The following is a 20,916-nucleotide window of genomic DNA, read 5'->3' on the forward strand; positions in this document are numbered from 1 at the left end:
AGCGCCGATGCCGGTTATCGAAATTCAAGGCCTGACCAAGACCTACAAGTCCGGGCTTCAGGCGCTGAAACGCGTCGATCTGACCATTGAGAAGGGCGAGATCTTCGCCCTGCTGGGGCCGAACGGGGCGGGCAAGACCACCCTGATCTCCATCGTCTGCGGCATCGTCAACGCCTCGACAGGCACGGTGATCGCCGACGGTCATGACATCCGAAAGGATTTCCGCGCCGCCCGCACCAAGATCGGTCTGGTGCCCCAGGAGCTGACGACAGACGCCTTCGAGACCGTCCTGGCCACCGTCACCTTCAGCCGCGGCCTGTTCGGCAAGCCGGCGAACCCGACCCTGATCGAACAGATCCTGAAAGACCTGTCGCTGTGGGACAAGCGCGACGCCAAGATCATGACCCTGTCGGGCGGGATGAAGCGCCGGGTGATGATCGCCAAGGCCCTGAGCCACGAGCCGGACATCCTGTTCCTGGACGAGCCGACCGCCGGGGTCGATGTCGAGCTGCGCCGCGACATGTGGACCATGGTCCGCAAGCTGCGCGAGCGGGGCGTCACCATCATCCTGACCACCCACTATATCGAAGAGGCCGAGGAGATGGCCGATCGGGTGGGCGTGATCCTGAAGGGCGAACTGATCCTGGTCGAGGAAAAGACCGCCCTGATGAAGAAGTTGGGCAAGAAGACCCTGACCCTGAACCTGATCGAGCCGCTGACCGCCCTGCCCGCCGACCTGTCGAATTGGGCCCTGGCGCTGAATGCCGACGGGGGCGAGCTGGAATACAGTTTCGACGCCCAGGCCGACGACACCGGCGTGCCCTCGCTGATCCGCCAGCTGGAACGGCTGAACATCGGCTTCAAGGATCTGAACACCCGCCAGAGCTCGCTGGAAGACATCTTCGTCAGCCTGGTCCACCGCGACGGGGAGGCCGCCTGATGAACTTCAACGGACATGGCGTCTGGGCCATCTATCGGTTCGAAATGGCGCGCGCCCTGCGCACCATCTGGCAAAGCGTGGTCACGCCCGTGATCACCACCGCCCTGTATTTCATCGTCTTCGGCAGCGCGATCGGCGGCCGAATGGATGCGATCGACGGCGTGGCCTATGGCGCCTTCATCGTGCCAGGCCTGATCATGCTGAGCCTGTTCACACAGTCGATCTTCAACGCCTCCTTCGGCATCTATTTCCCCAAATTCACCGGCACCATCTACGAGATCCTGTCGGCGCCCGTGTCGTCGCTGGAGGTGGTGATCGCCTATGTCGGGGCGGCGGCGACCAAGTCGGCGGTTCTGGGCCTGATCATACTGGCCACATCGACCCTGTTCGTGCCGCTTCAGGTGCTGCACCCCGTGGCCATGCTGGCCATGCTGGTGCTGATCTCGGTGACCTTCAGCCTGTTCGGCTTCATCATCGGCATCTGGGCCGGCAGTTTCGAACAGCTGAACTTCATCCCCATGCTGGTCGTGACGCCCCTAACCTTCCTGGGCGGCTCCTTCTATTCGATCAACATGCTGCCAGACGTCTGGCGCGCGGTGGCCCATTTCAATCCGGTGGTCTATCTGATCTCGGGCTTCCGCTGGACCTTCTACGGCCAGGGCGACGTGCCCATCGGCATCAGCGTGGCCGCCACCCTGGGCTTCTTCGCCCTTTGCCTGGGCGTGGTCATGTGGATGTTCAAGACCGGCTATCGGCTCAAGGCCTGACGGCCGCCCGGCCGTCACGAAACCGGCCATATCGCCTGCGAGTAGAGTAGCATGTCCGACGACGCCAAAAGTCCCGCCGCCCCGACCGACCCCGTGGGGGCGCCGCCGGAGCCGTTCCAGCGCAAACAGGTGACCTGGGGCCGCATGCCCACGACCACCTTCCACGTCGGGCCCGTGCCGGTCGCGCCCAATCCGCTGGACCGGATTCCCAACCGTCCGCCGCTTAAGACGCCGCTGGGCCAAGCGCAGGCGGGTCAAAGCCTGTCCGGCCAACCCCGCCAGACGCAACCGCGCCTCGCGCCGCAGCCCAACGCGAGCATCCTGAGCGGCTCCTTGATCCCGCTGGCCCGCCCCACGCTCGACCCGCGCCCCGCCGCGCCTGCTCCTCAGTCTGCTCCCCAGCCTGCCCCGCAGGCCTCGGACACCGACCAGACGGTTCGCCCCCTGCCCGGCGCCGCGCCTGAACCTGCGCCCATCTCAGCGGCGGCGACGCCGGTCGCACCCAGCCCCGCCCCTTCATTGACCCGGCGCACGTCGCGACTGCCCGCCTATATCGGGCTCGGCGTCCTGGCCGTCCTGGCGATAGGCGGCGGTCTGTGGTTCGCCCTGCGTTCCGCCCCAGAGCCGGCGGCGACGCCCGTTTCCTTGACGACCGCGCCCTCGACCGCCACGCCGCCTGCCGCCGTCCCCTCGCAATCAGCTCCGCTGCCCCAGGCCCCATCCACCCAGGCCACGCCCGTCGACGCCAGCTCGACCGAAACCGCGCAGGCCCGCGACACGACGCCCCTCGCCGCCCCCCGATCGACGACGCCGCCGCCCACCCCGACTGTCGTCGCTCCCCGCGCCGCAACGTCCAGTCTCGCCCCAACGCCCAGTCTCGCCGCGCCGTCGCAGCCCACGCCGACCGTCACCCAGCCGCCCCGGATCGTCGTCGCCCCAGCCCCCCCGCCTGCGCGCCAGACCCCGACGGATCCGGACACCCCCGTCGTGACGCGCCCCCAGTCGCTGGACTGACCCGGCGCACAATTCACGGCGTCGACGCCGGAATGAACGCCCGAACCGCTGTTCCTTCCATTTGGTTATCCTCCCGTTAACCATCCTCCCGGCATTTTCTGCCCAGTGATTTGCGGGAGCCTGTGGCGATGAACGGCGCGGAAGTTCTGGATGTGGGGCGCGACGCCATCTGGCTGACGATCCAGCTGTGCCTGCCGGTCCTGATCGTGGGCCTGGTGGTCGGCGTGGTGATCGGCCTGTTCCAGGCACTGACGCAGATCCAGGAACAGACCCTGATCTATGCGCCCAAGATCATCGCCATCTTCGCGTCCCTGCTGGTGTTCTTGCCGCTGATGGGCGCCCTGCTGGGCGGGTTCATGCGCCAGATCGCGGCCCGCATCGCGGGCATGTAGACGGGTGGAGGCCTACGCCACCGCCGATCAGGTCTGGGCCGGCGGGCTGATCTTCGCCCGGATCGGGGCGATGCTGATGCTGATCCCGGGCTTCGGCGAGACCTATGTGCCGCCGCGGGTGCGGCTGTCGCTGGCCCTGATCATCAGCCTGGCCTTGTGGCCGGTGGTGCGCGGGGTCCTGCCGGGCCTGCCCGAAACCCTGGGCGGCATGGCGGGCTGGGTGATCCGTGAAGTGGTGGTCGGTCTGATGATCGGCATGCTGTTGCGCATGTTCCTGACCGCCCTGACGACGGCGGGCGAGATCGTGTCGCTTCAGACCACCCTCAGTTTCGCCCAGACGGCCAATCCGCTCCAGGCCGCGCCGGGATCGACCATCGCCTCCTTCCTGATGCTGTTCGGGGTGACGCTGATCTTCGCGACCAACACCGATCACCTGTTCATCGCCGGCATGGTGGGCTCCTACGAACTGATCGCCCCGGCCAAGCCCCTGATCATGAGCGACTTCACAGAGATGGCGGTGCGGACCCTGGGCGACAGCTTCCTGCTGGGGGTGCAGCTGTCGGCGCCGGTTCTGGTGTTCGCCCTGATCTTCAACCTGGCCTCGGGCCTGATCGCGCGGGTCATGCCGTCGTTCCAGGTCTATTTCGCCGCCGCGCCTCTGAGCGTCATCCTGGGCCTGTCCATCTTCGCGCTCAGCCTGGGCGCCCTGGGCACCGTTTTCATCGACCGCTACCGCCGCCTCGCCGAGGTGTTTGCGGCCGGCGCCTTCGGGGGAGGGGCGGGTGGCTGACGACACCGATCCCGAGTCGAAAACAGAAGACGCCACCCCCCGAAAACTTGAGGAGGCGCGCAAGAAGGGCGACGTCGCCAAATCCCAGGACGTCGGCCAGGTCCTGTCCCTGGTCGGTGCGGCGGCGGTGGTGTTGGGGGCCGGAGGCTGGTTTTCCGGTTCCATGGCGGAACAGCTGCTGCCCTTCCTCGCCCAGCCTCATCAGATGCTGGGCATGCTCGATTCCGGCGCGGGGACGCAGATCCTGGCCAAGGCCCTCTGGGCCATGACCCCCTTCCTGGGGTCCGTCATGCTGGCCACCATCGTGGGCGGGGCCGGCGGGCACCTGGCGCAGTCCGGCCTGATCTTCACCACCGAAAAGCTGAAGCCGCAGTGGTCGGCGGTGAATCCCCTGTCCGGGTTCAAGCGGATCTTCGGCCCCGACGGCCTGATGCAGTTCGTCAAGACCTTCCTGAAGCTGATCGCCGTCTGCGTCGTCTGCTGGATGGTGCTGAAACCCCATGTCCGCGAGTTCGAGAACATGGTGACGCTTAGCCCCGCCGCCCTGCTGCCGCTGGCGCGGGACATGAGCGTGGCCCTGTTCATCGCGGCCATAATCCTGCTGTCGGCCACGGCAGGCGCCGACTTCCTCTGGCAGAAGATGCGCTTCGCCAAGCGGATGCGGATGACCAAGGAAGAGCTGAAAGAGGACTACAAACAGTCCGAAGGCGACCCTCACGTGAAGGCCAAGCTGCGGCAGATCCGCATGCAACGCAGCCGCCAGCGGATGATGGCCAATGTGCCCAAGGCCACCGTCATCGTCACCAACCCGACCCACTATTCGGTCGCCCTGCGCTACGAACCCAGCGAGGGCGACGGAGCGCCGGTGTGCGTGGCCAAGGGCGTCGACGCCCTGGCCCTGCGCATCCGTGAGGTGGCCAAGGAACACAATGTGCCGATCGTCGAGAACGTGCCCCTGGCCCGCGCCCTATACGCCTCGGTCGAGATCGACGGCGTCATTCCCAAGGAACATTTCGAAGCCGCCGCCAAGATCATCGGCTTCGTCTTCCAGTCCCGAAAACGTCGGTAAGACCCTGTAAGGCCCCAGGTCCGATTTGGGGGTATGATTCAGACCACTGATTCGCGAGGCCGCATGAAGTCCACCCGTCGTCTTCCGTTCGACCTGCTCGCCGTCGCGACGGCGTTCGGCGTCGTCGTGGCCATCGCCGCCCTGGCCTATCCGGCCTTCAAGGCCAATCCGATGTCGGCGCCAGGGATGATCCTGCTGGTGACGGCGGGTCTGATCGCCCTGATCGGCCTGTTCGGCTTCCGCCGCGCCGAAACGGTCAAGCCGTCCAGCGACGTGGCCGTGGACATGCTCGACGCCATGGCCGAGCCGGCGGCTCTGGTGTGGGAGACGGGCCAGGTGCTGGCCTTCAACGGCGCCTGGGCCCAGGCCAACGGCACGATCACCGCCCTGCCCCGCGGCAAGTCGGCCCAGGCCCTGTACATGGCCTTCGCCCAGGCGCGCCGGGGCGAGCCCGGCCACGCCATCGTCCAGATCGGCGACCGCGAGGTCGAGGTCGTGATCGGGCGCGCCGGCGACAACCGGTTCCTGTTGCGGGTCGCGCCCGAGGCCGTCCTGCCCGTACCGGTCGCCGCAACGGCGCCGGCGAACGGCGCGGCGGCGGGCGAGTCCCGCGCCATGGCCGCCGGCGCACCGTTCGGCTCGGCCGTCATCGAAGGGGCCGACCTGTTCGGCGGCCGCGCGCAAGAAGCCAACGCCGCCCTGGCCGTCCTGACCGGTCCCGGCGCGGCCCGCGACGCCGCCTTCGGCCATCTGTTCGAGCCGATGGGCCTGGCCGAGGCCCGGGTGAAGCTGGCGGCCGGTTCGTCCGGCCCCATCGAACTGGTCGCACGCGCCTATCCCGACAAGATGCTGCACCTCTATGTGGCGCCCGAGGGCGAGCGCAAACGCATCTGGCTGTTCGACGTCTCGGCGCAGAAGTCGATGGAGCTGCAGCTGTCCCAGGCGCAGAAGATGCAGGCCGTGGGCCAGTTGGCCGGTGGCGTGGCGCACGACTTCAACAATCTGCTGACGGCCATCCAACTGCAGCTTTCAGGCCTGCTGGAACGCCACCCGGTCGGCGATCCTTCGTACGACGGGCTGAACGAAATCCGCCAGACCGCCATCCGCGCCGCCGACCTGGTGCGCAAGCTGCTGGCCTTCTCGCGCAAGTCCACGGTCCGGCGCGAGCGACTGGACCTGGGCGAGCTGGTCGGGGAATTCGCCGTCCTGCTGCGTCGTCTGCTGCGCGAGGACGTGCGGCTTGAGACCGACTACGGCCGCGATCTGCCGGTGGTGCTGGCCGACAAGAGCCAGTTGGAGACGGCGGTCATGAACCTCGCCGTCAACGCCCGCGACGCCATGCGCGGCGTGGTCGAGCCGGGCGATGCGGTCGTCACCATCACCACCCGCCGCCTGACCGCCCAACAGGCGCGCGAAATGGGCTGGTCCAACGCCCCGACCGAAGAGGTCGCCCTGATCGAGGTGTCCGACACCGGACCCGGCGTGCCGCCCGAGTTGGTCGACAAGATTTTCGAACCCTTCTTCACCACCAAGGCGATCAACGAGGGCACGGGCATGGGCCTGGCCACCGTCTACGGCATCGCCCAGCAGGCCGGCGGCCATATCTCGGTCAGCAATATCGAGGGCCCCCACGGCATGAGCATGGGCGCCGCCTTCCGCATCTTCCTGCCCGCGGCGGGAGAAGCGGAACTGGCCGAGGTCCAGCCGGTCGAGGTCAAGGTCAAGGCGCCGCGCGACCTGTCGGGCGCCGGCCGCATCCTGTTCGTCGAGGACGAGGACGCCGTGCGCGGCATCGCCGCCCGTCTGCTGCGCCAGCGCGGCTATGAGGTGATCGAAGCCGCCGACGGCGAAGAAGCCCTGCTTCTGGCCGAGGAATACGCCGGCCAGATCGACATGATGATCTCCGACGTCATCATGCCCGGCCTAGACGGCCCGTCGCTGCTGAAAAAGGCGCGCAAATACCTGGGCGACGCGCCGGTCATGTTCATCTCGGGCTATGCCGAAAGCGACTTCTCGGACCTGCTGCAGGACGAGGTCGGGGTGTCCTTCCTGCCCAAGCCGCTGGACATCAAGACCCTGGCCGAACGGGTGAAACAGGAACTGCACGCGGGCTGAGCCGCACGCGCGCTCTTGCGGTCAGGCGGCGCGTCGGACGGTGGCGGGCGACTTGACGTAGAGGCCCTGACGGCCGCTGACAGGGCGGAAGGCGACGGTCTCGCCTTCCAGCTGTTCGTCCAGCCCCAGGAACAGGCAGCCGTCGTCGACCAGCCGCCGTTCCAGCCCGTCCAGCACACGGGCCCGACGCGACGGCTCCATGTCGCCCAGCACGTTGCGGCAGAAGATGACGTCGAAACGGGCCTCGTCCGCCGGCTCGTCCAGCAGATTGGCGCGGGCGAAGCGAACGCGGTCGGCCAGTTCGTCACGCGCTCGCCAATTATCCTCGGCCGGTTCGAACCAGCGCAGCATGGCTTGGGCGGTCAGGCCGCGCTGGATCTCGAAGCCGGTGTAGAGGCCGGATCGCGCCTTCTCGATCGCGCGCTGCGACAGATCGGTGGCGACCGTGTCGACGATCACTCCGGCGTCCAGACCCGCCATGGCGATGGACCAGGCCTCCTGCCCGGTCGAACAGCCGGCGGACCAGACGCTGACCCGGCCGCCGGGGCGCGCGCGGCTCAGGGCCGGCAACAGTTCCTTCTCGAACGCCGCGAAGGGAGATCGGTCGCGGCGGAACCAGGTCTCGACGTTCAGCAGGGCCTCGATCACGGCCCAGCCCAGGGACGCGACCGGATTGGCCCAGAGATTGGTCAGCAGGGCCTCGACATTGGCATAGCCTTCGCGGCGCGCGATCGGGCCCAGCCGGTGTTCGGCCAGGTGGATGCGATCCCGCGTCAGCCGATAGCCGGCGCGGGTAGCCAAGAGCCCCTGGAGTCTGTCGAAGTCCTCGGGAGTCATGCCGCGATCGCGCCGACCTCCATCAGTTTGGACTGCAGGATTTCGCCGTCGAACGGCTTCATCACATAGTCGTCGGCGCCGGCGGCCAGAGCTTCGGCGATCCGTTCGGGACGGGTCTCGATGGTGCAGAACAGGATCTTGGGCGCGTCGCCGCCGGGCATGGCGCGCAGGCGGCGCAGGAAGGTCAGTCCGTCCATCACCGGCATGTTCCAGTCGATTAACAACATGTCGGGCATCACCCCGGTGCAATAGGCCAGGGCCTCGGCGCCGTCCGCCGCCTCGTCGACCTCATAGCCCAGACCCTCGACGATCCGACGGGCCACCTTGCGGATGATCCGGCTGTCGTCGACGATGAGGCAGGTTTTGAAATCCAAGGCGAGGCTCCCCAGGGCGCTGGGCTTCCGACAGAAGTCACGCGTCCCGCACCATCGCCCGATTCCAGTTAACGAGTCGTTTGGAAACGCCTCAAAGGGGCATTCTGGCGATCAGCGAAACGCGACCTTCCTCGACGCTCGTCTGCAGGACGCCGCGCGCCTGAACGACGGTCAGCCATAACCAGTAGGGCTGAATCCACTGGCCCGCCAGCCCCTCCGTCAGTCGTTCGCCGGCCAGGCCCGTGACGGCCTCAGGCTTGAGCCGTGCGCGTGCGCCCTCGGCGAAGCCTTCGAAGACCAGGACGCCCTCCTCGACATGCGACTGGATCACCGCATTGCCGCCCATCGGCAAGGCGCCGACGGTCAGATAGGCCAGATTGGTCAGGGCCCGCGCCTGTGGCTTCGAGAACTCGCCCTCGACGATCCGCCAGTCCAGCGAGGCGCGTCCACCCTCGGTCATGGCGGCGACCAGGGATTGAAGCTCGCGGGCGTTGAACCTTTCGCTGGTCGTCGCCGCGCCGAAGGCCACCCGGGCGAAATGCACCAGGGAGACCATCTTGCGGGCGCTCTGTTCGATCAGGGACAGGGCGTCCTCGCGCATGTCCTGGGCCGTGGGATCGCGCATCAGATCCAGGCCCGAAACGATCGCGCCCGACGGACTGATGAAGTCGTGGCACAGTTTGGCGGCCACATAGGTGGCCAGCTCGGTTCCGTCGACGGGCAGGTCCAGCGGGGCTTTGGCGGCGGCGGTCGAATTCATGGAATCGAGCATACTCTCGTCGGCGTTCTGGTCACAGTTCGTATCGCGCGCGAAGCTGACGTGATTTGCCGGTTCATGGAACCGCCGTGATGGTCTATCGAGCGCCTAATGACGACCTCCCCCATGAACACCCTGTCCCAAGACCTTGAATCCGGCACCCTGGCCCTAGCCATAGCCGAGATCGCCGAAGACGCCGCGCGCGTCATCCTGCCCTATTGGCGCAGCGACACGGCCGTTGAGACCAAGTCCGACGACAGCCCCGTCACCCAGGCCGACCGCGCCGCCGAGGCCCTGATTCTGGAACGCCTGGCCGCCCTCTATCCCGGCGTCCAGACGGTGGCCGAGGAGGCCGTGGCCGCAGACGGCGCGCCCGATTCGGCCGACGACTGGTTCTGGCTGATCGATCCGCTGGACGGCACCAAGGGATTCGTGCGCGGCGGCGAGGCCTTCACCGTCAACATCGCCCTGATGCACGCCGGCTATCCGGTCGCGGGCGTGGTCACAGCCCCCGCGACGGGCACCACCTGGCGCACCGACGTCCCCGGCGCGGGCGCTTTCCGCCGCCAGTTCGGCGAGCAGCAGCAGGGCGAGGCCCACGCCGGCGCCGAATGGCGGCCGATCAAGGTTCGCGACCGCCCACAGGAGGGCATGGCCCTTCTGAGCCACAGCGTCTCCGACGAAGAGGCCACGCGCCTCGCCGCGCGCCACGGCTGCACCCGCTGGCAGGGCACGGACTCGTCGCTGAAGTTCTGCCTGATCGCCGAGGGTCGGTTCGACGCCTATCCGCGCTCGGGCCCCACGTCGGAATGGGACACGGCGGCCGGTCAGGCCGTGCTGGAGGCGGCCGGCGGCCGCGTCCTGGCCGACGACGGCCAGCGCCTGGCCTATGGCAAGCCGAAATTCCTCAATGGGCCCTTCGTCGCCATGGGCGGCTGACGCTGAGAGACGGGAGAGGATTCTCTCCCTTCATCTTTCGGGCCTATATGGAGATCGACGACCGGCGCGCGCCGGCATAGCGGACGATCCGATGGCCGACTTCTCCCTGTTCCACTCTCCCCCGTTCCACTCTCCGAAGACCCACGGCTTCGTGCGCGTGGCGGCCGCGACCCCGGTCAGCCATATCGGCGACCCGAAGGCGAACGCCGAGGAGCACCTGGCCCTAATCCGTCAGGCGGCCGATCAGGGCGTGGACCTGATGGTCTTCCCCGAGCTGTCGCTGTCGGCCTACGCCATCGACGACCTGCATATGCAGGCGGCTTTGCTGGACGAGGTGGAGCGCCAGATCGCGGTCATCGCCCAGGCTGCGGGCGAGCATGATCTGGTGGCGGTGGTCGGGGCGCCGATCCGCAACGGCGACGCCCTGTACAACTGCGCCGTGGTCATGGGCGCGGGCGAGGTTCTGGGGGTCGTGCCCAAGACCTATCTGCCCAACTACCGGGAATATTACGAGAAACGCTGGTTCGCCCCGGCGACGGCCCGCGCCGAGGACGTGATCCGGCTGAACGGCGAGACGGTGGATTTCGCCCCCGGTCTGGTTTTCGAAGCGGTCAACCGGCCGGGCTTCGTCTTCGCGGTCGAGATCTGCGAGGACTATTGGGCGCCCCTGCCCCCGTCCACCCGAGCCGCTCTGGCGGGCGCTCGCATCCTGCTGAACCTGTCGGCCTCCAACATCGTCATCGGCAAGGCGGACGAGCGCGCCATGCTGAGCGCCAGCCATTCGGCCCGCACCCTGTCGGCCTATGTCTTCACCGCCTCGGGTTGGGGCGAGAGCACGACCGACCTGGCCTGGGACGGTCAGGCGACCATCCACGAACTGGGGTCGAAACTGGCCGAAGGCGAACGGTTCGCCCTGGAGAACCATCTGACGATCGCCGACGTGGACGTGGACCGGATCGGGCTGGACCGGCTGCGGAACGGCACCTTCGCCGAATGCGCCCGCGTCGAGGGCGAACCTGCGACTGTCGTGCCCTTCATGGCCCGCGAAGACGCGGTCGAGAGCGAGCTGATCCGCCCGCTGGACCGTTTCCCCTTCGTCCCCGACGACGCCGGACGGCTGGATCAGGACTGCTACGAGGCCTTCAACATCCAGGTTCAGGGCCTGATGCGCCGGATGACGGCGACCCAGGCCGAACGGCTGGTGATCGGGGTGTCGGGCGGGCTGGATTCGACCCAGGCCCTGCTGGTCGCCTGCCGCGCCTTTGACCGGCTGAACCTGCCACGCACCAACATCCTGGGCTTCACCATGCCGGGCTTCGCCACCTCGGACGGGACCAAGTCCAACGCCTGGGCCCTGATGAAGGCCCTGGGCGTAACCGGGGCCGAGATCGACATCCGCCCCGCCGCGGAACAGATGTTCAAGGACATCGGCCACCCCTATGCGGCGGGCGAACCGGTTCACGACATCACCTTCGAGAATGTGCAGGCGGGGCTGCGGACCGACTATCTGTTCCGGCTGGCCAACCAGAACCGGGCCTTCGTCCTGGGCACCGGCGACCTGTCGGAACTGGCCCTGGGCTGGGCCACCTATGGCGTCGGCGACCATATGAGCCACTACAACGTCAACGGCGGGGTGGCGAAGACCCTGATCCGCCACCTGATCCGTTGGGTGGCGGCGCGCGAGCTGGTCGGCGCCGAGGCGACCCCGACCCTACACGCCATTCTGGACACCGAGATCTCGCCCGAACTGGTCCCGGCCAAGGACGGCGTGATCCAGTCCACCGAGGGGACGGTCGGCCCCTATGCGCTGAACGACTTCTTCCTGTTCTACATCAGCCGCTTCGGCCTGAAGCCGTCCAAGGTCGCCTTCCTGGCGCATCAGGCCTGGAGCGACGCGACCGCCGGACATTGGCCCGCGAACACTCCCGATGACGAAAAGGTCGAATACGACCTGGCGACCATCAAGGCCTGGCTGCGGAAATTCCTGATCCGTTTCTTCCAGACCGCCCAGTTCAAACGCTCGGCCCTGCCCAATGGGCCCAAGGTCGTCACCGGCGGCTCCCTGTCCCCACGCGGCGACTGGCGCGCCCCGTCGGACGGCAATGCGCGGGTCTGGCTGGACGAACTGGACGCCAACGTGCCTGACTAGTTTTCTTTCGTCATCCTCCGGGCCGCGCAGCGGAACCGGGGGACCCAGCGGCGCGCGATAGCGCGAACCTGTCGCGGATGAGGCGTTTGACATGGTGCGGCGGAAACATCGCCTTCGGCGCCGCTGGGTCCCCCGGTCTGCGCCGCCAAGCGGCGGCTTGCCGGGGGATGACGAAAGCAAGGTGAACCGCTAGAAGCGTCGCCATGACCGAAGACGTGACCAAAGACTCGAACGGCAACATCCTGGCCGACGGCGACAGCGTGACACTGATCAAGGATTTGAAGGTCAAGGGCTCGGGCGGGGTGACGCTGAAGCGCGGCACCCTGGTCAAGAATATCCGTCTGACCGGCGACACCGACGAGATCGAGGCCAATGTCGACAAGGTGCGCGGCCTGGTTCTGCGCGTCGAGTTCGTGAAGAAGGCCTAACCGCCCCCTCTTCCCAAATGGGACGTCAGCCGCCATCTAGCGGCCTATGACCGACACCCTCGCCGCCCCCGTTTCGACCGCCGCAACTGGCAAGATCCCCGTCACCGTCCTGACCGGCTATCTCGGCGCCGGCAAGACAACCCTGCTGAACCGGATCCTGACCGAGGATCACGGCAAACGCTACGCCGTCATCGTCAATGAGTTCGGCGAGATCGGCATCGACAACGACCTGGTGGTCGGCGCCGACGAGGACGTGTTCGAAATGAACAACGGCTGCGTCTGCTGCACGGTGCGTGGCGACCTGATCCGCGTGGTCGCCGGCCTGATGAAGCGCCAGCGGCCCGGAAAGCCCGCCTTCGACGCCATCATCGTCGAGACCACGGGTCTCGCCGACCCCGGCCCGGTGGCCCAGACCTTCTTCGTCGATGAGGACGTCAAGGCCAAGACCCAGCTGGACAGCGTCACCACCCTGGTGGACGCCAAACATGTGATGGCGCGGCTGGACGATTCAAAAGAGGCCCGCGAACAGGTGGCTTTCGCCGACCGCATCATCCTGAACAAGGTCGATCTGGCCACGCCGGAAGAACTGGACGCGGTCGAGACCCGTCTGCGGGCGCTGAACCCGTTGGCGCCCATCGTCCGGGCCGAACGCTCGAACGTGCCGCTGGATCAGGTGCTGGGTCTGCACGCCTTCGACCTGGATCGGATCCTGGAGGTCCAGCCGGACTTCGCCAACCCGCCGCACGGCGCGGACGGCCATGTGCATGACGAACACTGCGGCCATGATCATCACGATCATAACCACGGGCATGACCATCACCACGATCATGGGCACGACCATGGCCACGACGCCCATTCCCATGGCGCCCATTCCCATGGCGCAAGGGGTCACGCCCACCAGGACGACATCAAGGGGATTTCCCTATCGCTGGACCGGCCGCTGGACGGCGCCAAGTTCACCGCCTGGCTGGACCGGCTGCTGGGCGAGCAGGGTCAGAACATCCTGCGCGCCAAGGGCATCATCGACGTGAAGGGCGAAAACCGCCGCCTGGTCTTCCAGGCCGTCCACATGATCCTGGAGGGCGACCTGCAACGCGAATGGGGCGAGAGCGAACGCCGCTGGAGCCGCGCCGTCTTCATCGGCCGCGAGCTGGACGAGGCCGCGCTGCGGGCCGGGTTCGAGGCCTGCGCGGCCTAAGGATCAACGTCCGGGCCGAAAGGCCCGGACGGATCTCAGATCAGAACGGCAGCAGATTGCGCTGGCGGCTGTAGCTCATGGTGCCGACATTGGCGCCCAGACGCAGGCCGACGCCGGTGCGGATCGGCGCCAGGACGATGCCGTCCGCCTGCTGATAGTTCACACCCAGGCCGGCGATCAGATAGGCCGTGCCTTCGACGCCCGGATAGCGGCGATAGATCATGTCGGGGTGGTACAGGCCATAGACCAGGGTGAAGACCCGGCTGGCGTTGCCGCCCCAGTCCCAGCCCACCGACGCCCCCTGCCAGAACACCTCCTGCGAGGCCGACAGGTCCTTCATATGCAGGGCGCCGCGACCATAGCGCGCGCCCACCACGACCGCGCCCGAGCCCTCTTCGCCCGCGATATAGGCGGTGGGGCGATCCCCTTGGTCGGCGAAGATGCGTTCGATGGCGCCCCCGACGGCCTCGGCCGCAATACCCAGCTCCTTGGACCCCGCCGCGACCAGTTCGTCGAAGCTGTAGGACTGGGCGCTATTGTCCGACTGGATCGGATAGTTGGGATTGGCGGGCGCGGTGGCGCAGGCGCCCATCGACGAGGCGCCGGCGGCGGTGGCCAGGCCGGAAAGGATCAGTTGGCGGCGATGCATGTGGGGGCGCTCCGAGAACGGCGAGAGGACAGCCGGCGGGGACGCCGGGCTTTGTAACAGAGTCCCCGACCTTTGCGGCAGCCTTGCGGCTGCAAGGTTAACGGGGGCTTACGGAGGCGTTGTAGCGCTTCCTTCTCCCCTTGCGGGAGAAGGTGGCCGAGCGGAGCGAGGTCGGATGAGGGGTCGCTCCCCGCCGCCGCCTGCGTGACCCCTCGCCCGACCGCGCCAGGACGACGGCTGCGCCGCCGTGCGCGGTCTCCCTCTCCCGCAAGGGGACCATTGCGTTACGGTCCCGCTTTTGGCTTGGCGCGATAAGGCAGCGCTCATGCTGGTGAGATTGGGTTGTTTCGGGTCGGGTCGGCGGGTTTTGGACGGATTCCGGGCTTGGTCAGGCGGGTTGCAGGGCGGCCCAGCGGCGCAGATTAAAGGCCATGGCGACCATCAGCATCTGGCCGGACGCCTTGGTCAGACCGATGTAGCGGATGCCGGTCAGGCCCATGCGGCGCTTCCAGGTGGCGAAGGTGGTCTCCACGGCGGCGCGCCGGCGAGCGATCAGGCGGTTGAGCCGGGCCAGACGGGGCGGCAGTGTCGGGTGATGTTTGTTGGGCCGTCGCATCAGGCGCGGCTTGATGCCCTGAGCCTTGAGCGCGGCCTGCCGAGCATGGGTGTGATAGGCCGCATCGCCCAGCACGGCCCTCTCATCGCCCCGGACCAGAGCGTCGGCGGGAGTGGTGTCGTTGACGTTGGCCGGAGTGGTCAGGATCGACCGGATCAGGCCCGAGCCCTGATCGACGCCGACGTGGGCCTTGTAGCCGTGGGTCGAACCCGGCTTGCCAGAGCGGCGGGCGTAGGCGGCGTCGGGATCGACCCTGGCCTCGCCGGGGCCGCGCCGTCCTGCGGCCTGCGTCTCGATCAGGGTGGCGTCCAGCATCGTGCCCTGCTTGAGGACCACGCCCGCACCCTCCAACTGACCATCCAGCTCTGCGAACAGACGCTCCAGCAGCCGATCCCGCACCAGCCGGTTACGGAACCGGCACAGGGTCGTGTGGTCGGGAACCTCGTCCTCCAGGCTCAGCCCGACGAACCGCCCGAACGCCAGGCTGTCGCCCAGCCGGAACTCCAGCTCGGCGTCCGACAGCCCATACCAGGCCTGAAGAAGCAGGGCCTTGAACAACAGCAGAGGCCGATAGCCGGGTCGGCCCGGCCCCTCCTCGCGAAGCCCCGCCAGCGTTCGCTCGAACCCGGTCCAATCGACCAGAGCCGACACCCGCTCCAGGGCCGCGCTGCCACTACGCCGCGCCAGCGCAACCTCGCCAAATCCCAACTGGCCCGTCCGCTTCACCGACATCGTAATCCCTCCGTCGAGAACAGGGAATCACGATCCGCGAATAATGCAACGGTCCCGCAAGGGGAGAGGGAGACTGAATCAGCCTCTCAGCTTGCCGCCCTGCTTCTCCACCGCCGCCACAATCTTTGCGGTCAAGGCCTCGATCTCGGCTTCGGCCAAAGTCGCCTCACGCGGCTGGATCACGACTTCCAAGGCGACGGACTTGAAGCCCTCGTCCACTCCCTTGCCGCGATAGACGTCGAACACCCGCACATCGGCGATCAGCGCCTTGTCGGCGCCGGCGGCGGCCCGGACCAGGTCGCCCACCGGCTTGGCGTCCTCGACCACGAAGGCGAAGTCGCGGGTCAGGGGCATGAAGGCCGACAAGTCCGCCGATCCCCGCGCCTTGCCCGACTTGCCGCGCGGCTCGGGCACAGCGTCCAGCACGATTTCGAAGCCCAGCATCGGGCCGTCAGCGTCCAGCGCCTTCAGCACGCGCGGGTGTAGTTCGCCGAACTCGACCATGACGTTCTTCGGGCCCAGTTGCAGCCGGGCCGAACGGCCGGGGTGCCACCAGTCGCGGTTCTGACCCTGGGCGAGTTGCAGCGAGGCGACCGGGGCGCCGATCTCTTCCAGCAGGGTGGTCAGATCGGCCTTCAGCGCGAACAGGGCGTCTTCCCCAGCGCCGGCCCAATGACGGGCGGCGTGCGGGGCGACCAGGGCGGCGATGACCGTGCGTTGATCCTTGGGACCGTCGCCCAGATAGATGGGGCCGATCTCGAACAGGGCGGCGTCGGCGAAACCGCGCGCGACGTTACGCGCCGCCGCCTGGATCAGATTCGGCAGGGCCGAGGGCCGCATGCAGTCCAGATCGGCCGCAATGGGGTTCTCCAGCACCAGCCGGTCGTCTCCGCCGCCGAACAAGGCCGCCGTCGATTGTTTGGTGAAGGACCAGGTGACGGCCTCGGCATAGCCCAGGGCGGCCAGGGCGCGGCGCGCCGTGCGGACGCGGGCCTGGCGGGGGCTCAACACGCCGCCGGCGGGGCGGGCGACCTCGGGCAGGGGTGTATCGGGCAGGCTGTCGAAGCCCTCGATCCGCGCCACCTCTTCCACCAGATCGGCCCGACCCTCGACGTCGCGCCGCCACGACGGCGGGGTGACGGTCCAGGGCTCGGCCTGATCGGCGGGGCCGGCGGTGACCTTGAAGCCGAGCTGGCCCAGGATGGTGCCGATCCGATCGTCGTCCAGGTCCATGCCGCTGAGACGTTTCACATAGGCGGGGTCGAAGGCGAAGGGCGCCGGGCCGGCCGGGGGCTCGCCGACGAAGACGATCTCGGACGGCTCGCCGCCGCACAGGTCCAGGATCAGGCGGGTCGCCAGTTCCAGCCCCGGCGTGACCGAGACCGGATCGACGCCGCGCGCGAACCGATACTGGGCGTCGGAATGGATGCCGAGCGCACGGCCGGTCTGGGCGATGACCAGCGGATCGAACCAGGCGCTTTCGACGAAGACGTCGGTCGTGGTCTCGTCGCAGCCGGTCGACTCCCCGCCCATGACGCCGCCCAGGCCGATGGGGCGCTCGCCCCCGGCGTCGGCGATGACGCAGTCTGTGGAAGCCAAGGTGTAAGTTTTGCCGTCCAACGCGATCAGGCTTTCGCGATAGCGGTCACCCTCTTGCACATATTTCGTGTCATCACGCAATTCCCCACGAAATGCATCCTCGGCATGGACTGACTGGCCGCCGCGCACCACAATCTCGGTCCCCGACAGCTTGGCCACGTCATAGACGTGCAGCGGGCGGGCGCGGTCATAGGCGATCAGATTGGTCACATCGACCAGCCGGTTGATCGAGCGCAGGCCGATGGCGGTCAGACGTTTTTGCAGCCAGGCCGGCGACGGCCCATTCTTCACGCCCCGGATCACCCGACCGGCGAAGACCGGACACATCTCGGTCGCCTCCAACCGCACAGTGATCGGCGAGGGGAAGGCCCCGCGCACCATGGCGATGTCGAAATGCTTCAGCTTGCCGACGCTGGCGGCGGCCAGATCCCGCGCAATGCCGGCGACGCCCAGCCAGTCGGGCCGGTTCGGCGTCACTTCGAAGTCGATCACGGGTTCCGCGCCGAACAGACCGGCGACCGGCGTCCCCACCGGGATCTCGGGCGGCAGTTCCTGAATCCCGTCGCTTTCGTCCGCCAGCTCCAGCTCCGAGGCCGAGCATAGCATGCCGTTCGACACCACGCCGCGCACCGGCTTTTCGACCAGGGTCACGCCCAGGCCGGGCACATAGGCGCCAATGGGGGCGTAGATGGTGGTCAGGCCCGCCCGCGCGTTCGGCGCGCCGCAGACGATCTCCTTCAGCCCGTCGACGGTCTCGACCTGACAGACCTGAAGCCGGTCGGCGTTGGGATGACGCTCGGCCGACAGGATCTTGGCCACGGTGAAGGGCGCCAGCTTGGCGGCGGGATCAAGAACCTCTTCGACCTCCAGCCCGGCCATGGTCATGGCCTCGGCGATCTGATGGACGTCAGCCTCGGTCTCGAGGTGGTCTTTCAACCAGGAAAGGGTGAATTTCATGCGGTGGGCGCGCCCCCGAGGGCCTTAATGAAATGATCGATGAATTCGTCTGTGCCGGTGAAGCCCATGCCGAAGAAGACGCAGCGGTCGAACTTGCAATTCTGCATGGCGATGGTCCCGACCACCTTCTGCGGGCTGACGGGACGCAGCACCAGGCTGCGCACGTCCCCACCGTTCTCGCCCATATTGCAGCCGTCGAAATGGACGCCGCTCAGCGCCAGAAGCACGCCGGGGCCTTCGATGACGCAGCTGGTGAAGGTCTTGTCCTCGATCAGCGACCGGTTGGTCGCCTCGACCGTCTGCCGGTACAGGCTGAACAGCGGGAAGGTCATGCCCTCGTAATGGCTGCGCTGGGCCAGATCGTCCGGCACGACCACCTGGCGGCGCTGGACGACGGGGTTCTGCTGGAAGGTCATCAGCTCAGTCCGCTTGCAGGATTGGGGGCCGAAAAGGCCGAGAAGCCGTAGTGGGCCAGCCAGCGCGTGTCGGCGTCGAACATGGGGCGCAGGTCGGGCACGCCGTATTTCAGCATGGCCAGACGATCCACCCCCATGCCGAAGGCGAAGCCCTGATACTCGTCCGGGTCAATGCCGCAGTTGCGCAGCACATTGGGATGCACCATCCCGCAGCCCAGGATCTCCAGCCAGTCGTCGCCGGTGTTGAACACCAGTTTCCCGCCGGATCGGTCGCAGCGGATGTCCATCTCGGCCGAGGGTTCGGTGAAGGGGAAGTGGTGCGGACGGAACCGCGCCTGGACCTCATCCAGCTCAAAGAAGCGGGCGATGAAGGTCTGAAGCGTGGTCTTCAGGTGGCCCATATGGATGTCGCGGTCGATCACCAGACCTTCGATCTGATGGAACATCGGCGTGTGGGTGGCGTCCGAATCCTTACGGAAGGTGCGGCCCGGCGCGATGATGCGGATCGGCGGCGTCTGGGACATCATGGTGCGGACCTGCACCGGCGAGGTGTGGGTGCGCAGCACCTTGCGCTCGCCCGTCTCGGGGTCGGGCTTCAGGAAGAAGGTGTCGTGCATCTCCCGCGCCGGATGTTTGGGCGGGAAGTTCAGGGCGGTGAAATTGTGGAAGTCGTCCTCGATGTCCGGGCCTTCCGCCACGGCGAAGCCCATCTCGGCGAACAGGGCGATCATCTCGTCCATCACCTGCATGGTCGGGTGGACCCCGCCCTTGCGACGCGGCCGGGCCGGCAGGGTCAGATCGACGCGCTCGGCCTGAAGCCGGGCGTCCAGTTCGGCGGCCTCCAGCTCGGCCTTCTTGGCCGTGATGGCGGCGGACACGCGGTCGCGCAGGCCGTTGATCATCGGCCCCTGTTCGCGGCGTTCATCGGGGCTCATGGCCCCCATTCCCTTCAGCAGGCCGGAGACGGAGCCGGACTTGCCCAGGGCGGCGACGCGCACCTCTTCGAGGGCGGCGACGGTTTCCGCGCCGCCGATGGCGTTGATCAGGTCGAGTTCGAGTGTGGCGAGATCGGTCATTTGGCCCGTGCATTAGCGGGCCGGGGGCCGTTCGTCACCCTTGAAGGCGCGCGGCGGGATCGATCAGGGCGCGGAGGCGATGGCGGGCAGGTCCGCGGCCGGCGCCTTGTTGGCCGCGACGATCCAGGCGGGCGGTTCGGGCTCCCAGCGAATGGGTTCGCCGTCGGTGACCTTCCAGCGGTGCAGCCACGAGATTCCGTTGGCCCGCACATAGGTGTCCGCATGAGCATAGATCGGGTCCGACAGGGCCTCTTCCAGCGTGACGAACCGATAGCCGCGCGCCAGATAGAGGGCGTGGATCTGCGGATAATAGGCCTGGTTCAGGCTGTTGGCGTGCAGCAGCAGGACCTGCGCCGGCTCGCGCCCGCCGGTCAGCTCGGCGCTATAGGGTTCGAAGAAGTCCAACACCGTCGTCATATGCGCCACATAGGCTTCGCCGATGCGGCGCTTCAGCGCCTCGTCGCCCAGTTGCTCGGCCTTGCGATACACGTCGGCGAACATCCAGTCGTTGTTGTCCAGGGTCACAGGCGCGACCGTATAGCCGCGCTGGGCCAGGCCGGCGGCGATGGCGTCGTGCTTTTCCTGGGTCTCGCCGGTGAACAGATAGGGGTGGCGGAACCAGTGCAGGGTCCGGCCGTGCGCCTCCAGCACCGCCCGCGTGGTCGGGGCGCCGGCGTCCACATCGGCCAGATAGGCCTCGGCCGTGGTGCGGTGAATATTGATGTGGCTGAAGCTGTGGTTGCCCAGATCGAGCCCGCCGTCCAGCCAGACGCCCAAGGCCGTCGGCAGGGTCGAGACACGGGTCGGCTCGCACACCTTGCCCTCGTTGACGAAGGCCGTCCCATGGGTGTCCAGCGGCTTGAGCATGGCGACGAAATCGCGGGTCAGGCGCATCAACTGAACGGGATCGCATAAGGCCTCATTCGCTGCCTGATAGGGCAGATCATCGAATGTCACCGCGACCCGTCGCTCCTGCGCGAACGCCGGCAAACTCAGGGCCAAGGCCAGCACCGGAGCCAACATCACGCCAAGGATCGGAACACGTATCGTCATAGTCTCAGCCTAGCCCAGACTGCGGCCGGCGGACACCTAGGCAATACAC

20 protein-coding genes are annotated in these 20,916 nt (G+C 67.4%); 11 read left to right on the forward strand and 9 right to left on the reverse strand.

Annotated features, from left to right (window positions below):
- Window positions 1-7: 7 nt before the first annotated feature.
- The 7 genes from OU998_RS15350 (at window position 8) to cckA (ending at window position 7,087) form a co-directional block, all read left to right on the forward strand.
- Window positions 8-940, forward strand: a complete 933-nt coding sequence (locus OU998_RS15350) for an ABC transporter ATP-binding protein (protein WP_267514526.1) — start codon at window positions 8-10, stop codon at window positions 938-940.
- Window positions 940-1,707, forward strand: a complete 768-nt coding sequence (locus OU998_RS15355; RefSeq protein ID WP_267514527.1) for an ABC transporter permease — start codon at window positions 940-942, stop codon at window positions 1,705-1,707. Before OU998_RS15350 ends, OU998_RS15355 begins: the two co-directional genes overlap by 1 nt.
- A gap of 51 nt (window positions 1,708-1,758) precedes the next feature.
- On the forward strand, window positions 1,759-2,721 hold the full coding sequence (locus OU998_RS15360) for a hypothetical protein (RefSeq protein ID WP_267514528.1): 963 nt from the start codon (window positions 1,759-1,761) through the stop codon (window positions 2,719-2,721).
- Window positions 2,722-2,849: 128 nt separating this feature from the next.
- Window positions 2,850-3,113, forward strand: a complete 264-nt coding sequence (gene fliQ, locus OU998_RS15365; RefSeq protein ID WP_267514529.1) for a flagellar biosynthesis protein FliQ — start codon at window positions 2,850-2,852, stop codon at window positions 3,111-3,113.
- A 4-nt stretch (window positions 3,114-3,117) separates the two neighbouring features.
- Complete coding sequence (gene fliR, locus OU998_RS15370) at window positions 3,118-3,903, forward strand: flagellar biosynthetic protein FliR (protein WP_267514530.1); 786 nt, start codon at window positions 3,118-3,120, stop codon at window positions 3,901-3,903.
- Window positions 3,896-4,972, forward strand: a complete 1,077-nt coding sequence (gene flhB / locus OU998_RS15375; RefSeq protein WP_267514531.1) for a flagellar biosynthesis protein FlhB — start codon at window positions 3,896-3,898, stop codon at window positions 4,970-4,972. The genes fliR and flhB overlap by 8 nt, the downstream gene beginning before the upstream one ends.
- 63 nt (window positions 4,973-5,035) lie before the next feature.
- The gene (gene cckA, locus OU998_RS15380) at window positions 5,036-7,087 is read left to right on the forward strand and encodes a cell cycle histidine kinase CckA (protein WP_267514532.1); all 2,052 of its coding nucleotides are present in this window, start codon (window positions 5,036-5,038) and stop codon (window positions 7,085-7,087) included.
- A 21-nt stretch (window positions 7,088-7,108) separates the two neighbouring features.
- On the opposite strand, the gene OU998_RS15385 is transcribed toward cckA, so the two are convergent.
- From OU998_RS15385 to chpT, 3 genes are all read right to left on the reverse strand, one after another.
- The gene (locus OU998_RS15385; RefSeq protein ID WP_267514533.1) at window positions 7,109-7,888 is read right to left on the reverse strand and encodes a CheR family methyltransferase; all 780 of its coding nucleotides are present in this window, start codon (window positions 7,886-7,888) and stop codon (window positions 7,109-7,111) included.
- Between the two features lie 32 nt (window positions 7,889-7,920).
- A complete protein-coding gene (locus tag OU998_RS15390) occupies window positions 7,921-8,298 on the reverse strand; it encodes a response regulator (RefSeq protein WP_267514534.1) in 378 nt (125 codons plus the stop codon).
- Between the two features lie 91 nt (window positions 8,299-8,389).
- The gene (gene chpT / locus OU998_RS15395) at window positions 8,390-9,070 is read right to left on the reverse strand and encodes a histidine phosphotransferase ChpT (protein ID WP_267514535.1); all 681 of its coding nucleotides are present in this window, start codon (window positions 9,068-9,070) and stop codon (window positions 8,390-8,392) included.
- 96 nt (window positions 9,071-9,166) lie between these two features.
- Between chpT and cysQ the strand changes: the two genes are divergently transcribed.
- From cysQ to OU998_RS15415, 4 genes are all read left to right on the forward strand, one after another.
- Complete coding sequence (cysQ, locus tag OU998_RS15400; protein ID WP_267514536.1) at window positions 9,167-9,994, forward strand: 3'(2'),5'-bisphosphate nucleotidase CysQ; 828 nt, start codon at window positions 9,167-9,169, stop codon at window positions 9,992-9,994.
- Window positions 9,995-10,085: 91 nt separating this feature from the next.
- Window positions 10,086-12,143 carry an NAD(+) synthase gene (locus OU998_RS15405; protein ID WP_267514537.1) on the forward strand — a complete coding sequence of 686 codons (2,058 nt, stop codon included), beginning with the start codon at window positions 10,086-10,088 and terminating at the stop codon, window positions 12,141-12,143.
- A gap of 203 nt (window positions 12,144-12,346) precedes the next feature.
- Complete coding sequence (locus tag OU998_RS15410) at window positions 12,347-12,571, forward strand: alkylphosphonate utilization protein (protein WP_008263608.1); 225 nt, start codon at window positions 12,347-12,349, stop codon at window positions 12,569-12,571.
- Between the two features lie 46 nt (window positions 12,572-12,617).
- A complete protein-coding gene (locus OU998_RS15415) occupies window positions 12,618-13,769 on the forward strand; it encodes a CobW family GTP-binding protein (RefSeq protein WP_267514538.1) in 1,152 nt (383 codons plus the stop codon).
- A 40-nt stretch (window positions 13,770-13,809) separates the two neighbouring features.
- On the opposite strand, the gene OU998_RS15420 is transcribed toward OU998_RS15415, so the two are convergent.
- From OU998_RS15420 to OU998_RS15445, 6 genes are all read right to left on the reverse strand, one after another.
- Window positions 13,810-14,418 (reverse strand): DUF1134 domain-containing protein, encoded by a 609-nt coding sequence (locus tag OU998_RS15420; protein WP_267514539.1) that lies wholly within the window; start codon window positions 14,416-14,418, stop codon window positions 13,810-13,812.
- A 388-nt stretch (window positions 14,419-14,806) separates the two neighbouring features.
- Complete coding sequence (locus OU998_RS15425; protein ID WP_267514385.1) at window positions 14,807-15,766, reverse strand: IS5 family transposase; 960 nt, start codon at window positions 15,764-15,766, stop codon at window positions 14,807-14,809.
- 78 nt (window positions 15,767-15,844) lie between these two features.
- Window positions 15,845-18,322, reverse strand: coding sequence for a phenylalanine--tRNA ligase subunit beta (gene pheT / locus OU998_RS15430; protein WP_267514540.1), 2,478 nt, complete (start codon window positions 18,320-18,322; stop codon window positions 15,845-15,847).
- On the reverse strand, window positions 18,319-18,738 hold the full coding sequence (locus OU998_RS15435) for a hypothetical protein (RefSeq protein ID WP_267514541.1): 420 nt from the start codon (window positions 18,736-18,738) through the stop codon (window positions 18,319-18,321). Before OU998_RS15435 ends, pheT begins: the two co-directional genes overlap by 4 nt.
- Window positions 18,738-19,814, reverse strand: coding sequence for a phenylalanine--tRNA ligase subunit alpha (pheS, locus tag OU998_RS15440; protein WP_267514542.1), 1,077 nt, complete (start codon window positions 19,812-19,814; stop codon window positions 18,738-18,740). The genes OU998_RS15435 and pheS overlap by 1 nt, the downstream gene beginning before the upstream one ends.
- A gap of 63 nt (window positions 19,815-19,877) precedes the next feature.
- Window positions 19,878-20,867: a polysaccharide deacetylase family protein gene (locus tag OU998_RS15445; protein ID WP_267514543.1), complete on the reverse strand. Its 990-nt coding sequence runs from the start codon at window positions 20,865-20,867 to the stop codon at window positions 19,878-19,880.
- Window positions 20,868-20,916: the final 49 nt, after the last annotated feature.

The sequence above is a fragment of the Brevundimonas sp. SL130 genome (assembly GCF_026625805.1).
GTDB lineage: Bacteria > Pseudomonadota > Alphaproteobacteria > Caulobacterales > Caulobacteraceae > Brevundimonas.

Bases quoted from the DNA above. Each gene is read 5' to 3' on its own strand.
- OU998_RS15425 (WP_267514385.1), bottom strand. From the start codon at position 15,766: ATGTCGGTGAAGCGGACGGGCCAGTTGGGATTTGGCGAGGTTGCGCTG.
- cysQ (WP_267514536.1), top strand. From the start codon at position 9,167: ATGACGACCTCCCCCATGAACACCCTGTCCCAAGACCTTGAATCCGGC.
- OU998_RS15435 (WP_267514541.1), bottom strand. From the start codon at position 18,738: ATGACCTTCCAGCAGAACCCCGTCGTCCAGCGCCGCCAGGTGGTCGTG.
- cckA (WP_267514532.1), top strand. From the start codon at position 5,036: ATGAAGTCCACCCGTCGTCTTCCGTTCGACCTGCTCGCCGTCGCGACG.
- OU998_RS15405 (WP_267514537.1), top strand. From the start codon at position 10,086: ATGGCCGACTTCTCCCTGTTCCACTCTCCCCCGTTCCACTCTCCGAAG.
- OU998_RS15355 (WP_267514527.1), top strand. From the start codon at position 940: ATGAACTTCAACGGACATGGCGTCTGGGCCATCTATCGGTTCGAAATG.
- pheT (WP_267514540.1), bottom strand. From the start codon at position 18,322: ATGAAATTCACCCTTTCCTGGTTGAAAGACCACCTCGAGACCGAGGCT.
- OU998_RS15410 (WP_008263608.1), top strand. From the start codon at position 12,347: ATGACCGAAGACGTGACCAAAGACTCGAACGGCAACATCCTGGCCGAC.
- OU998_RS15420 (WP_267514539.1), bottom strand. From the start codon at position 14,418: ATGCATCGCCGCCAACTGATCCTTTCCGGCCTGGCCACCGCCGCCGGC.
- OU998_RS15350 (WP_267514526.1), top strand. From the start codon at position 8: ATGCCGGTTATCGAAATTCAAGGCCTGACCAAGACCTACAAGTCCGGG.
- OU998_RS15445 (WP_267514543.1), bottom strand. From the start codon at position 20,867: ATGACGATACGTGTTCCGATCCTTGGCGTGATGTTGGCTCCGGTGCTG.
- OU998_RS15415 (WP_267514538.1), top strand. From the start codon at position 12,618: ATGACCGACACCCTCGCCGCCCCCGTTTCGACCGCCGCAACTGGCAAG.
- fliQ (WP_267514529.1), top strand. From the start codon at position 2,850: ATGAACGGCGCGGAAGTTCTGGATGTGGGGCGCGACGCCATCTGGCTG.
- chpT (WP_267514535.1), bottom strand. From the start codon at position 9,070: ATGCTCGATTCCATGAATTCGACCGCCGCCGCCAAAGCCCCGCTGGAC.
- OU998_RS15360 (WP_267514528.1), top strand. From the start codon at position 1,759: ATGTCCGACGACGCCAAAAGTCCCGCCGCCCCGACCGACCCCGTGGGG.
- pheS (WP_267514542.1), bottom strand. From the start codon at position 19,814: ATGACCGATCTCGCCACACTCGAACTCGACCTGATCAACGCCATCGGC.